9 protein-coding genes are annotated in these 15,113 nt (G+C 45.1%); 2 read left to right on the top strand and 7 right to left on the bottom strand.

Annotation, left to right across the window (positions count from 1 at the left end; all coding sequences use genetic code 11):
- Positions 1-7: 7 nt before the first annotated feature.
- Both lepB and BQ8014_RS01510 read left to right on the top strand, forming a co-directional pair.
- Complete coding sequence (gene lepB / locus BQ8014_RS01515) at positions 8-694, top strand: signal peptidase I (RefSeq protein WP_080902811.1); 687 nt, start codon at positions 8-10, stop codon at positions 692-694.
- Positions 695-1,333 carry a WbqC family protein gene (locus BQ8014_RS01510; RefSeq protein WP_080902810.1) on the top strand — a complete coding sequence of 213 codons (639 nt, stop codon included), beginning with the start codon at positions 695-697 and terminating at the stop codon, positions 1,331-1,333.
- 198 nt (positions 1,334-1,531) lie between these two features.
- Here the strand turns inward: BQ8014_RS01510 and BQ8014_RS01505 are convergent, their stop codons facing one another.
- From BQ8014_RS01505 to BQ8014_RS01475, 7 genes are all read right to left on the bottom strand, one after another.
- Positions 1,532-2,026 carry a flavodoxin domain-containing protein gene (locus tag BQ8014_RS01505; RefSeq protein ID WP_080902809.1) on the bottom strand — a complete coding sequence of 165 codons (495 nt, stop codon included), beginning with the start codon at positions 2,024-2,026 and terminating at the stop codon, positions 1,532-1,534.
- A 200-nt stretch (positions 2,027-2,226) separates the two neighbouring features.
- Positions 2,227-4,095: an endonuclease/exonuclease/phosphatase family protein gene (locus BQ8014_RS01500; RefSeq protein WP_080902808.1), complete on the bottom strand. Its 1,869-nt coding sequence runs from the start codon at positions 4,093-4,095 to the stop codon at positions 2,227-2,229.
- Between the two features lie 122 nt (positions 4,096-4,217).
- A complete protein-coding gene (locus BQ8014_RS01495; protein WP_080902807.1) occupies positions 4,218-5,963 on the bottom strand; it encodes a RagB/SusD family nutrient uptake outer membrane protein in 1,746 nt (581 codons plus the stop codon).
- Between the two features lie 12 nt (positions 5,964-5,975).
- Entirely contained in the window at positions 5,976-9,290 is a 3,315-nt protein-coding gene (locus tag BQ8014_RS01490) for a SusC/RagA family TonB-linked outer membrane protein (RefSeq protein ID WP_200814324.1), read from the bottom strand.
- A gap of 533 nt (positions 9,291-9,823) precedes the next feature.
- On the bottom strand, positions 9,824-11,623 hold the full coding sequence (locus BQ8014_RS01485; protein WP_080902805.1) for a DUF4998 domain-containing protein: 1,800 nt from the start codon (positions 11,621-11,623) through the stop codon (positions 9,824-9,826).
- 113 nt (positions 11,624-11,736) lie between these two features.
- Positions 11,737-13,038: a DUF4959 domain-containing protein gene (locus BQ8014_RS01480; protein WP_080902804.1), complete on the bottom strand. Its 1,302-nt coding sequence runs from the start codon at positions 13,036-13,038 to the stop codon at positions 11,737-11,739.
- A gap of 67 nt (positions 13,039-13,105) precedes the next feature.
- Positions 13,106-15,094: a RagB/SusD family nutrient uptake outer membrane protein gene (locus tag BQ8014_RS01475; protein WP_080902803.1), complete on the bottom strand. Its 1,989-nt coding sequence runs from the start codon at positions 15,092-15,094 to the stop codon at positions 13,106-13,108.
- Between the last annotated feature and the right edge of the window lie 19 nt (positions 15,095-15,113).

Below are 15,113 nucleotides of genomic sequence, written 5' to 3'. Positions count from 1 at the left end.
TGATTGAATGTCTGAAAAAAGAGCACATATATATGTCAATCCATATTTACGCGCCTTCTTCACCATCGCCGTGATTTTAGGAGGGGTTTGGGTAGTGCGCCAATATGTCATTGGTTCCTACCGTATTTCTACGGATTCGATGGAAAAGGCGGTTAGGGAGGGAGATTATGTATTGGTAAACAGATTGCAAACGGATGATAATCCCGGGCGCGGCCGGGTTGTCCTTTTCTATAGCCCGCTCCTCAAAGATTCCATTCACCCGCCGCTATTGATCAGCCGGTGTATCGCCCTCCCCGGCGACACCATTGAGAAAATCGATAGTCTTTATAAGATAAACGGAAAGCCCGTTTCCCTTCCCACAGAGGTTTCGACTGCGAAAAACTATACATTGATCGTTCCTCGTAAAGACTGGCCCTACCGCCTGGATTCAACAGCTTTATTAGCCTGCAAGGAAGCGATTCTGAGGGAAGCGGGCGGCAAAGCCGTCTTCCGGAACGGGAAGTTATTTTTAGACGGACGCGAGAGCAGTTTCTTTTTTTTCAAAAACAACTATTACTGGTTTATTTCCGATAATCCGAAAGAATCCGTCGATTCGCGTCATTTGGGATTCATCCCAAGAAACCATGTGATAGGAAGCGTCTGGTTTTGTTGGTTCAGCCATTCGAAAGAACAGTTCTTTAAATCGATTCGGTAAATGGAGGCTGTTTATCTTTCAACCGCTTATCTGGCGCCCGTTCAATACTATTGCAAGCTCTTTCAATACGAGCAAGTCTATATCGAAACGGAGGAAAATTATTTAAAGCAGACCTACCGGAATCGTTGTCATATCGCCGGGGCCAACGGAGTACTGCCGCTCTCCATTCCCATAGAAAAACCGGAAACGATTAAATGCCTGACGAAGGATATCCGGATTTCCGATCACGGTAACTGGCGCCATCTACACTGGAATGCAATTGTTTCGGCCTACAACACCAGTCCTTTCTTCGAATACTATCAGGATGATTTCGTCCCTTTCTATTCTAAGAAACAGAACTTTCTGCTGGATTTTAATGAAGAACTACGGCAGTTGGTTTGCGAACTGCTGGACTTACATCCGGCCGTGGCTTATACGGAACAATATCAACCGACCGTAGCACACGATTTTCGTGAGTCCATCCGTCCGAAACACGCCGGGGAAGACCCCGATTTCGTCCCTCTCCCCTATTATCAGGTCTTTGCGACGAAATACGGCTTCCTACCCAACCTAAGTATTCTTGATTTGCTTTTTAACATGGGGCCGGAAGGGCTTTTGGTTTTAAAAAACTATACTCGTCACAAATCCTGCGAAAGATAAGATTTTAGACGCCACGAGAACCCCTTCGTAACTGAAAAAATTCAGTGCACTGGAATTAATAAATGAGTGCACTCATTCTTTTGATCGAGTGCACTGGATCTCTTCATTCAGTGCACTCAATTTTCAGACTGGGTATTTCGATTAAAACGTAAGCTCTCAATAGTAGAAAGACAAGCTCCGCTTCAAGGATGCGGATGCTTATCTTTTCATCTTCTTAGCAAACTCTTCAACGGCTTTTATGTCTATTGCGGATATTGAGCCTGTGACTTTCGAAACTTTTCTAATAACGAGTTTTTCGAAGAAGTTAAGCTTATCGAATAAGAATTCGCCGCCTAAAAAAGCGTTGGCTTTAGCCTGCCGACGCAAAGATTCGGGATAAGCATTTACCATCTCAGCATCCCGGCTATCAGAGTCCGGCTGCATCCCACAAATAAACAACCCGATATTTCTTTGCAATAAAATTTCTTTATTGTTTTTGCAAAACTCCCGCATCCGTTTTTGAGGCATTCCCGCATAAATTGACGTCCCTAATATAATTGTATCAAAAGAACTTATATCCGGTTTTTTATTTCGCATTAAAGAAATTAAAATCACACCGTTTCCCAATCTTCCGGCAAGTAAGCGAGCTACTTTTTCTGTCGTTCCATACTTTGAAACAAAAACAATGACTGTATTATTCATACTTTCCCCCATAAGTAATAAGTTTCTTTATTCATTTTATATGCAGTCCCGGAACATACAATTCCAAAACATCCGTTGCGATAATGCGAATGAGTTCATTTTCTTTGAAAAGCCAGGCATTCCGAATCCAATCCTGAAAAAAACGTCCAAACATTTACGAACGTTTTTACAAAGAGCGGAAGATCTATTTGTTATTTGTTGCTACCGATTATTTAGAGATTCAGATTTAATTTTTCATTTCCTTTCGTATCCAATACACGCAGTGTCAACGCCTTGCCTTTCTTCTGAAGGATCATAACGGTAGCCGTCTCCAAGGTGTTTCCTCCGCCGATGACAACAGGAAAATGATTTCCTGCCGTATTTTCCGGATGATAAGCATACCGGTGCGTATGCCCGCTGAGGTTAAGGTCAAAAGGTGCTTTGGATAACAGATCTCCCCATAACTCAACGCATGGTTGGAATTTACTATTATACCCGTATAGCGGTATGTGGTTGACTAATATCCGGCGAGCAGCCTGCCGGTAAGCCGGATTCTTCAATTCCTTTTCAAGGAATTTCACCTGCTCTTTCCGTAAATCCGTAAAATCATTCAGATCATAGTAAACCCATGTACTATCCGGTTTGTCTTCTCCGCAATCGAGAAAAACAAAACGGGTATCTCCCCAGTTGAACCCAGCATAGGTTTTATCGTCGACATAATCGAACAAGGCTCTTAAACCGATGGAATAGGCGCCGCGAATTTCATGGTTGCCTCTTAGGAAAAAGGCCGGAACATTTGAGGCTTTCACTTTTCCACACATGGTAGACAAGAAGTCGAGCGCTTCGGCTTCGGTATTTGCATCGTCAATGCAGTCCCCGTTAAAAACGACAAAATCATAAGTAACATCCTGTACCTGCCGGTATAAAGCTTCCAATACCGGTTTCTTTCTGTGCAGGTCATTAAATATCAAAGCCGTAAAGTCCGTCGTCCGGGAGGAGGGAAGTGTAAACGAATAGAAAGGCGTTACGGCCGTTTCCCCGAATTCCTTTTTATATGCCTGGTAAAGGGTGATCTCCTGCGAACAAGCGCGATAATAGTAAGTCTTGCCCTCTTCCAGCCCTTCCAGGCGGATTTTATTATGTAGTCCGTTGCATATGACTTGTCCATCTACCAATGTACGAGCCTTTTTCAGATGAAGCGTATCCGTTCCGTATTCTATCCAGCCGTAAGCCGGTACATTCGTTTGCCACATGACCGTAATGCCTGCGTTTACCGGATTTTGCAAGTAAGGACTGGAATAAAAGATCGCCTCTTTCGGCGCCTTAGCCTTAAAACGAAGGTCGACATACAGCGGCAGATGATCGGAAGCCACAGGCTCGTCGATCACCTTCGCCGCAACGACAGAAAAAGGTATATCCTTTTTATTCCCGGTATAAACACCAACATAATCAATACAGTTTTTCGGATTAACAACCGGTACCGTAGGTTGTTTCGGATTAGTCAGAATGGTAAAGTCGGTAGTCAATCCGGCCATGAAATCGCTTTCCGGAACTGCATTCCAGTCTCCGGCCATAATAAAAGTCTTTCCGGCAGCTGCCGCCTCTTTCTTCAGGATAGGAAGCGAAGCCATCCGATCGGAACCGGTTACGGAAAGGTGCGTACAGCAGAAAATAAATTTCTCAAATTCGACCATCAGCATGGTCCGTTTCTCCCCTTGTCCGGGGAGTGGAACCTGCCAGGAACGTATCGGACGCTCTTTGCTTAAGATGCCTACCCCATACCGTCCCCCGTCGTACTCGATTGCCGGGCCGAACGTCCGGTGCATCAAAGTCCGTTCCGATAATTCCCGCAAGACATCTGCTCCGTTGTTACGCCCGGTAGCACTGTCTATTTCCTGCAAAGCAACGACATCCGGCGATTGCCGGTTGATGACATCTGCAATACGTTGGTAATCGATCACCTTATCCATCCCTTCCGCATGATGGATATTATAACTCATAATCCGGAAATTCTTCCCATAGGTTTGTGCAGAAGCAAAATTTATCTCTGCGCTGAGATAAAGGGACAAAGTAATTAGAAAAAACAGGTTGAAACGTTTCATATCTAAATTTATATCGACATGTAAAAATAACAAATAGTAAATATATTCTCCTATAAATAAAAATAAAGTGGAGAGTATGTATAACCATACATGCCCTCCACTTACTTTATTATCCGTACAGCTTAGTCTATTCCATCCTTCCAACCCGGATTCTGGGTCAGATTCAGATTCAGCAGTCTTTCCTGAATAGGTATAGGATACAGATAGTCTTTGGTATCATCCCATTTCTTTTTAATCTGGGGATTTACAACAATATTGCCGCTTTCGCCATTCTCCAGCGTGATATCGCTTTTGAGTTTCAAGTACTGTACATTGCCTGCATCCGGTTTCGTATCTTTATAAATACAGATATCCATCTTGCCGTCCCCGTCCAGATCATAAGTTCCGACAGACGGGAAATACATCCCTTTGAATTGTTCGGTAAAAACAGAAGCGGCCTTCCAGCGCATCACGTCATCCCAACGGAAATTCTCCATCACCAATTCAACGCCTCTCTCCCGTCTGATTTCAAGAATCACTCCCTTATTCGATCCGCTCACGGCAGGATACAAATTGGCAAGATAAGGATCCGGATCAGCATTCGCCTTTGCCAACTCCAGTTTAGGCATACCGACGCGGGTACGGACTAAGGTGATGGATTTATCCAAGTCTGCCTGGGTCAATGTTCCCCGTTCGGCTTTTGCTTCTGCATAGTTCAGCAAAATTTCGGCATAACGGAATATCGGCATGGAATTGCAAGCTTTTTCATAGGTATCATACTGTGTTCCGGCAACAAACTTAATTAATTGATAACCTGATACCGTCGATCCAAACTCAGGAACCAAAGTTGTTGATTCGCCGATGCGGGTATATCCCGGCGTACGGATCGTCTGTGCCAAACGGGCATCCCTATTCTTAACCTCATCAATAAACAACATTTTGTCGTAACCGGGACGGTCTGTGAAACGGCTTCCGTCGGCCATCAGGTAACTATTCACCAAGCGTTTTTCCAAACCCGGTCTTCCGTAGGAAGCCGTCATCGTATAATAGTTCACATTATGATAGATCTGAAGAGCATCGCTGAACTGGCGCGCCAGGATCACTTCCGTTGCAATCGGAGAAATAGAGGCAAACAGGTTCAGGTAATCTTTGGATGCGTTGCCTGTACTATACAAAGCATATCCGCTATTGGCGATCAGTTGTTCGGATGCGGCTATTGACTGGTCGAGTAAACTTTCCCAACCGGATAAATTAAACTCCGTATGGTATTTGCGAAAAGTACCTTCATAAAAGCAAATTCGGGATTTTAATGCCAAGGCTGTCCATTTACTCACCTGATCTACAGTACGGGTAGCCGGTAGATTTTCAATGGCATAATCCAAGTCTTTTAACATATTCTCAACAACCAAAGTACGGGGATCTCTCGCTTTCTGAAGCGCTTCTTTATCATCCTCCAGGATCACCTTATCGTACCAGGGCACATCCCCGAATCGTTTGACCATATTAAAATAAAAATAGGCACGGAAGAAACGGGCCACACCGTCATAACGTGCACGTGCTTTCTCATCGGAACATTTCACCGAATTCTCCAGATAAAAATTGATATTACGCAGATTACCCCAATCCCAACCGCCACCACTGGTCGGTACCGTACGAATTCCCTGGATTTCATCGGGGAGGCTATTCTTGATAATATTGTCTACGGATTCATTATAAACACCCTCTCCGCTTGGCAAGGCGCCATAAAAGGAATTAGTATACAACCGCAGGTCATTCTCCGTATTGAAGAAAGTTTCGGGACTGATGGAATCTTTAGGGAATTGATCCAACTGGTCACCACAGGCTGTGAATACCAGCCCGACAAACAATAGATATAGTATCTTTTTCATCTTTACTCTATATTAAAAAGTTAAATCTAATCCGACAGAAATTGTTTTGGATAAGGGATACGTACGGCCGTTGCTATCGGCAATAGGCTGTTCGGGGTCGATATAATCCGTTTCAAAGGGAGTCCAGGTAAACAAGTTCTCCCCGCTCACATATAAACGGCAGCGTTGTACGCCGACCTTTTTCATCCAGACTTCCGGTAATGTGTAACCGATCATCAGGTTTTTTAATCGCAGATAGCCGATATTTTGCAAGTATTTATCGTTTACGGCACCTAACGGGCCGGAAGTTCCTAACGCTTCATATCCCCGTAAAACCGGGAAATAGGCATCTTTGTTATCCTCCGTCCAGATTAGACTATTAAAATCTTTCGGAAGAAATGAATAATAGGGACGGGAATAGGGTCCCCAGAACTTATCCGCATTAGTTCCCGGATACCAGTTAAGCTTTCCTATCCCCTGAAAGAATACAGACAAATCGATATTATTCCAACTGAAATTGGTATTGATGCCATAATTATAACGAGGTTCCGAATTTCCTATCTTTTCCAAATCCCCGTGATCGTCCAGGGTATTCTTCCCTTTATTAATTATACCATCTCCATTGATGTCCACAAATTTGATATCACCGCCGCGAAGTTTGGCCCATTCTCCCGAAGCATTAAAAATCCGGTCTCCAACAGCTGTTTGATCTATTTTCCAGGCGGCCGCCTCTTCATCCGATTCAAAGAATCCGGCTATACGGTATCCCCAGATTTCACCCCATTCTTTCCCTACGTAATTATTTGACAGGAGATTGGTCGGATTATAAAATTTAGTAATCTCCGACTTGGAATCACCCAGCATGAAAGTTGCCCCATAGGTAAAGGGCTTGCCGGCAACATTAAACTGATCTTGCCAGGAGATGCTGATCTCATAGCCTTTCGTCCGTAAGTCGCCCGCATTTTGTTTCGGGGAGCTGGCGCCATAAACAGCAGGTAACGTTTCTCCGGCAATCAGCATGTCTTTCGTATCACGGATATAGGCATCCCCGGTAAATGACAGGCGGTTGTCCAGCAAACTGAAATCAAGGCCGATATTACTCGTGGTTGCCTTTTCCCAAGTCAAATTGCCTGCAATAGGTGCAGGGGCGCTGACCGTTTGCGTTTTATTTCCATCCATGACCCAATTGTTTAATCCCATACCCAGCATGGAGAGGTAAGGATAATAGTTGGCCGAGGTATTGCTGCTTCCAATCAACTGGTTGCCCAACGTACCGTAAGAAGCCCTGATCTTCATATTACTTACAATTTCCTTGGCCGGTTTGAAGAAAGATTCCTCACTGATTCTCCAAGCAGCTGATACGGAAGGGAAAAAGCCGAATCGATTTCCCTTTTTATAACGGGAAGTCCCGTCATAACGACCATTCACTTCCAATAAGTAGCGGTCGTTGAAACTGTAATTCACTCGGAAGAAAGCACCGAACAGAGCGTATTCATAGGATCCTCCTGAAACTTCCACATCTCCGGTTCCAAGGTTCAGGTCGTTCAAATCCTGGGAAAGCAGGTTTTTCCTTGACGCGACAAGTTGGCTATGTTTCTTGTTTTCATAGTTAATACCTCCCATGATCGAAAAATCATGTTTGCCGATGCTATTCGAATAATTTGCGTACGCATTAAAGACATGCATCGGATCCAGCCAACGGGTTTGTTTGTATTTGTCCGTATTATAATTGGGAACGTCCTGCAAAATGCCCGGTTGGATCGAGTATTTAATCACGGTCGAACGATACCAATCATCTGAAATGTATTGGGAATAAGTATAATCAGCATTGATCTTTAAATTTTTGACAGGTTCAAAGACTACTCCCGTTGTAGTAGTCAATTCATGAATCCCTTCCTCTCCTTTCGAATGGCCGTCCGCCAATAAAGCGATCGAACCGTCACCGATTGAATAATTATTTTTTAATGTATTATAGCTCGCTGTTCCGTCCGGATTAAACGGTGCGTAAGCAGGTAAGGCATGAACCGTAATATTGACAAAATTTGGATTTCCACCTCCCTCTTTTCCGTAATATCGATAGCTCTTATCATAATACTGTGTATTATTTGTAATCTTCAGGAAAGGAAAGATCTGGGCATTGATTTTGCTTCGAAAATTAAACGATTGGAATTTATCCGTATTGATTTTCATTACACCGTCTTTCGTATAATAATTACCCGAAAGCATAAAGTTCAATTTTTCATTACCACCACTCACATTTACGTTATGTGACCAGGATGGTTGGTTTTTCGTAAAAAAGGTATTCCACCAGTCGTAATTCCCATAATAATTATATATATCTTTCCCATTCACATTTTTAATGACCGTCCAAGGACGTGAAGGATTTTCCGTTTTGTCATACCGACGCGCCTCCAATTCGGCATAATCTTCTTCGGAATAACGGGTATAAGTATTACCGGTTACACGTAGGAAAGCTTCGTCGTTCAACATGACCGACTCATAACCGTTTGTCATAAAATCCGTGCTTACCGTCGGGCTGGAAGAGGCGAAATAACCACTATAAGTTACGCTCATTTTCCCTTCTTTTGCGCTTTTAGTCGTAATTAAAACAACTCCGAAAGCACCGCGCGCACCATAAATCGCGGAAGCAGCCGCGTCCTTTAATACGGAAATGGATTCGATATCGTTCGGATTCACACGGTTCATGTCTCCGGGGATACCATCAACCAGTACGAGGGGGCCTCCACCGTTCAAGGAAGTTAATCCGCGCACGTTAATCGAACCACCCAGTCCGGGTTCGCCGCCACTGAAAGTAATATTGACATTCGGCATCTTACCTTGTAAGGCCTGGGAGACATTCGATATCGGACGGCTTTCCAGTTCTTTTGCCGTGATCTGTTCCACAGCTCCCGTCAGATTCACTTTCTTCTGTACGCCGTAACCCACAACTACTACATCTCCCAACATTTTTGCATCTTCTTCAAGCACAATGCGGAGCGTACTTTGGTCCTGAATTTTAATTTTCTTAGACTTATAACCTACATACGAAACTGAAATTTCGGATGGAACCGGCAGGGATATTGAAAAATTTCCATCAACATCGGAAGAAGTCCCCGTCGTTGTACCCGGCAGGACGATAGAAGCTCCGATAATAGGTGAATTATTCGCATCCAGCACAATCCCTTTAATGGTCTTGTGTTCTTGTTGGTCAATGTCTTTTGTATAAGAATCCGTTGACTGAGGTTGGAAAACTTCCTGAGATCCGATATCTGCTGTTTTATCGGATCCGGCCTGTACCGGAAGATAACCTGCGCATAACCCTACTGACAACCAACTACTGATTATCATCCTTTTAGTCCTAAAACCCATAATTTTTTTAATTAATAATTATTTACTTGGTAAACCTATCTAACTCGGCAAACCCTATCATACAAGCACCTAAACATTACCCTATGAATTTGCATCCATAGTTTTGACTCGGCAAATGTAAAGGCTAATCATTACGGGGGAAATACAGAATTGTTACATTATCGTTAACAATTTATTCGTTTTTTAACTAAAACATTGTTAAGTACATTATAGACAACAAATACAAATCCGGATATCTTAATTGTAGATTGCCCGTCTTCTCCTTTGTTATTATTTTACATTCTATTTCATTTTGGAGAATAAGTTTTCCGTTTTTCGGAAGTACGGATATTGTTCTTCAAAAATATGCCCGTCACAGTCATATACTTCGGGCAGGAACAATACGAGATGTTAAAGCGCATCCATACTGGGCAAATAAAAAACCGAAGCATGTATTGCTACATGCTTCGGAGTAATTATCAAACTTAGAAATTTAGCAAAAGCTTTTGATCAAACAATCTTTGCAAGCCTTTTTAATCTTTGGTAAAACGGATATCGGCGAGGTAGAGGACGACTTCCTTCGAGGCGTTGTAGGTAAAGGCTTCGCTCGGCTCGTGTCCGATATTGAATACTATGACGCGGTTGCGGCGGTTGGAGGTCGGACCGCCGTCATTTGCCGTCATGTCTATCACATACTCTTTCCAATTATTGCGGATGTCGGTATTTGAAATCTTATCGCAATCGACGCCCCAATTTTCCTGACCATAGATACTCTGATTACCGAAGTTCCACAGATAGTTCATCGGACGAATCCATGGTGCGAGAAAGTTGCCGTTATAGCCCGTCATGTCGTCAGCCTTCGTACCACAGAACATCTTGAAGCGCAGTTTCTTATAGCGCTGATTGTCATAGCGGTATTCTTGGGGCAGACTCATACACATCGACGCCGAGCGCATCTTGATGACGCACCTGTAAATATTCTTGCCGTCACTTTGGATGAGTTGCGAGAGTTGCAGATTGACCGGGTCGCCGTTGACCTTCTCGTTTTGAGAGTCGAACTTGCCGCAGTCGGTCAAGCCGGCGCGCGGCAGGAAGTCGCCCGAATAGTAACTGGTCATTTCCCAATTGTTATCGACCGGCTGCCCTTTGACAAAGAACTGCGGTTCAATGAAAACCTCTTTGGGAAAGATAGGGTCGTCGGGCTGCACCAGTTCCACTATACCCGCACCAACGAGTTTCACAAGGTCGGGATTAGCCTCGAAGTTGAGCGAGTTGGGGATATAGCGGATTTTGGTTATCTGACCCGATTCCACAAGGCTCAGCAGCAGAGGCAGACCTGCTATATTAATATCGGCAGGTTTATCGACCCGGGCCATGAAGGGTTGCCAGGCTCCGCCGCCGCATTGTGTCTTGACGCCATTACGGTCATAGGTCAGCGTTGGCAGCACGTTCTGCAAGCCTGCGCCCGTAAGGTCGAGTTCATGCAGGTTGGGAAAGTAGAGTAGGTCGGCAAACGAGGTTACATGCAGCGGATAGGTCAATTTGGTAATTGCTGCGCATGCGGCTGAAGTAAACGTCGAGACACCGTTAGCCTTCAGGATAACCGGTTCCGAGGGGGTGAAAGTTGTCAAAGGTGAGGGAGTAGTAACGGTTAATGGTTGTGTAACTGTTATGGTATCCAGAATCTTGCCACCTTCGGTCATGATGGGAACGATACGATAGGATATGTCCACCGTTACATCCTCCTCGGATGCAAGATTATTGCATACGAAGAATGTGCCGGTCGTGCTGCCGGTTTGATCAGAGCCGTTCTTGTCCTTGTAGGAGTATGAAAGCCCGTAATATTCGAGAACCGGCGAGTTCAGTCCGTTGGGCCAGTCCACCACCATGGAGGTAGGCGTGATGGTCAGTTTGGGAGTAGAAACACCTATCAGTTCGGCGTCTTGCGAAGTAAAGGGTATGACGGCTACCTCCTGTGGAATAGAGTAGTTGCCAAACTCGTCTTCGGTATAAACCTTGATACGATAAAGTTTCGATTCGGTCAAGCCGGTAACGTTGACCCACGAGAGGACTTCGCCCTGAGGGTATTTCTGACCGTCATATTCGACGATAGTTTGCTTGGCTTTACCCATTTTTAGTTCGCTCGAGGGGATGCGCCCCTGCTTGAGCAGGTCGATTTCAACGCGTTCATAGCCTATCTTTACTAATGCAGTGTCGTAAGAAGCGGGATAGACTACTTCGCCTGCATACTTCTCGATGTTGTCGTATTGACCCGAACAAGATGCCAGCGTTAACACCGCAATCGTTATTATTGATATTAATATTTGCTTCATATAAAATTAATATTGAAGTTTGAATTTATATTTTTTGTCCACTAATTTTCAATAATTTGCACCAATTAAATTAGTATTAATTCGTGGATTCAAGATTTTCGTGGATTCAGTAATTATTTAACTTTTTTGCCGTAGAGGGTAAGTTCGGACATACAGTTGGCTCCTGTGGAGGAATAGTTGTCGTCGAAACAATGCAGCCCTTCGTAGCGGAACCAGCGCGTCGAAACGGTGTATTGCGGATCATTGGGATAGAAGTACGCCTCGTCGCCTGCCTCGCCTGCCTTGACAAACTGCAGTTCATTGGTGAAACTCGGTATGGCTGTGCGCTGAGTCGAAATAGAATCCCATTGCATGGTAGTTTCGTTAAAGACCCAAAGGCGGAACTCACCGCAGTTCTCAGATTGATAGTACTGTCCGCGGCTGACATTATCAAGCCCGCCAGAGTGGCGCTGAACAGTTATGATACGGCTCAGCTGGTAGTAACCGCCAAGGTCGATAATAATATTCCAGGGCATGTTACCATCTTTCGAAAAGCCGGTGCGTCCGCGTCCTGCCGTATGGAAAAAGTTGAGATTATCGCCCCGGTCGATGATACCGTCTATCAGTTTCGACATACGTCCTTCGAGATTGTTGCCGAACATTGCCGGTATGCCGGTATTGATAACCACTCCGTTGCCTATCGTTATTGTCGAATCGTTTGCCTCCGGTATTTTCCAAACCGACTTGTCAAGTTCAATATCTTCGAGCAGGGTTATGTTGCCGTATGACTGATATTCGGTAGCGTTACCGTACTGGTCTTCTACCTTGACCTCTACCGATATGGGGTCTTGTGGGCCAAGTTTAAGACCGGAAATAAACCTGCGCTCTTTGAGTACGTTCGACGAATAAACCTGTGTCAAGTCGCGTTCCTGGCCGTCCTGATTGAACTTGAAATGGATATAGATATTGACGACCTTTTCGAGTTCATTTTCCCAGTCAACAAGGAAAGAGGAGAAACCCGGCTTAACCGTTATCGAGCGCTGCACGCGGGTAACAGCCGATTCGTTAGGTATAACCTGGACTTCGACAGGCTTCGAGCGGTTGCCTGCACGGTCAACTCCATAAAGCCTGACAGTGTGCGGATTGGTATCGCCAAAACCCAGTACGTCAAGCGAATCAAGATAGAACGAAGAAGTAAACAAAAATGTTTTACCCGCATCGTTAGTATATTCGGCGTCAACGCTGAGCAGGTCTTCATCCGTAGGAATGGTATAATGGAAACGAGCGCCGCCATAGAGGGGCTCCCAAGTAATACCGGTAGGCTGTCCGGGAGGCGTCGAATCGTCCAATCCCGGTTCATAGCGGCTTGTTTCCTTGCACGCTCCCAATCCGATCGCCATCATCAATAATAATAATAAATATTGTTTAGTCTTCATATAACATTAATTTTAAATTTTCATCCATTCATCTTTTTATCCAATAATTTTCGTGGATTCGGAGGGGTTACCATCCCGGGTTTTGTATCAACTTGCCGTTAGTATTAAGCTCGTTCAGGTCGATAGGCCAGAGATAGTCGCGGGTGGTAAAGCGCCGATTCTGGATGACACCCAGCACGAAGAAGGTCGCGGCGCTTGAACCTTTGTAGTTCCAGCCCTGTATTGGTGTCGAGAACTCCGTATGGGCTTTCTTGTAGCGCCACATATCCCAGAAGTGGCTACCCTCGAAAGCAAACTCGATCGCGCGTTCTCGAAGGATTATTTCCCTCATGCCCAACTTGGTCTTGTGATAGTCTTTGGTCTTGGCATTGGCTGACGACCATGCTTCTTCGACCGTCGGTATGCCGGCGCGTTCGCGTATCTTGTCAATTTCGTTCCATACCTCTTGGTCCGGAACGTCCTTTATCTCATTCAGTATCTCAGCCTTCATCAGATAGAGGTCTGCCATACGGATAATCGGGTAAGGGTATCTGACAACGCGCTGCCAGCTCGATGAGCGGCTTTCGGGATGAACAAGTTTCTGAATGCCTACACCAGTGCAGAGGAAGTCGGTCGAATTGACGCTCGGATTGTATCCTCCGCTTCGTCCCTGCATCATATAGGTCGGGATAATCTCGAAGTGCGAGCGGAAATAGCCGCCGGTGATGCCCAGATTGGCATAAAAGCGGAGTTCGCGGTGCGTATAGAGATTAATCGTCGTCTCGTTGGGCTGCAGTAATCCGGCTATCGAGGGATAATCGGGGTCTTCGGCGCCTGCAGTGGTTACCACATCATGGCGGGCGTTGTAGTTGAATGAGTTATCCTGGTCTATAGGCAGACCGTTCTCTGTATAATAGCGTTCGGTCATGCGATAGGTCGAAGCCATCCACTGCCATGAAAATCCGGCTGAGTTAAAGTCACCTTCCGAGATACCTACATCGGCAGGAAGACGGATATTAGTGGAGTTCGACAGTTCGCCGTCGTCATAAACGCTGATATTGGAGTTGCCCCATATCAATTCATCGTTCCAGGGGTCGACTATCAGCATGCGCAGGTCATAATAGGTCTTCATCTTCCCGGGATTAAGATTATAGAAGGAAAGATCTTTGGGATAAACGCTCTTGGGATAATGGTAAAGTTTCTTGCCGTTAGCCTCGCAACTCGTTATAGCGTCATTGACGGCTGTCAGCGCATCCTGCCATTTCTCTTTGGTACGAGCCTCGCTGTCGTTAATCGGGAAGTAAGGCTTGTTGTCAACGGGATCGAGAAAATCGTCATAGAAGGCACGGTTACCGCTAAAGAAGGGGCTGGCGCGGAAAAGCAGTATGCGAGCCTTTATAGCCTTTGCCGAAATCTGGTCAACCATACCGAGTTGCAGATTGCCTGAAATTTCTTTTAATCCAGGTATCGCCTCATCTATCAGGTTGATGATATAGTCGAAACAGTCGTCGATTTTCGAGCGTGAGAAGAAGAGTTGATCCGCAGTTGCGTCCGGCATTATTACAACATCTGACAGAATGATAGGTCCGTACTTCTGCAGCAGCAGGAAGTGATAATAGGCTTTGAGGAATTTGGCTTGCGCCGTCCAGTCGGCGCGCTCAACATCTGTCATGTTGCGAGTATCCTTGATATACTGCAGGAAGACATTACACGAACGTATGGCTTCGTAATACCTCTTGCCTCCGCCGCTACCGCTCCAGTTGCCGAGTTGAGGATCGCCGGTCGTTTGCAGACCGCGCATGATGCGTTCGGCACGCAGGGAGCCCGCATTGTCCTGAACAGAAGCATCGATACGTCCGATAAATTCATCGCCTAACGACCACATGGTAGTATGCGTCATGTTGTCGGCGGGAAGATAACTGTATATTTTCGCAAGTCCGTTCCATGCATCTTCTTTTGTAGCAAATATGTTTTCCAGCTTCATCGTATTGTCGGGAACAACTTCGAGATAGTCGGAACATGAACCCAACGATACAGCCGCTAATATTGTCAGTATATATTTATAATATCTTTTCATTTTGCTTATGGATTAAAGA

This window comes from Parabacteroides sp. Marseille-P3160 (assembly GCF_900162725.1).
In the GTDB taxonomy this organism is placed as follows: domain Bacteria; phylum Bacteroidota; class Bacteroidia; order Bacteroidales; family Tannerellaceae; genus Marseille-P3160.
This window is presented reverse-complemented; position numbering and strand designations above follow the sequence as displayed.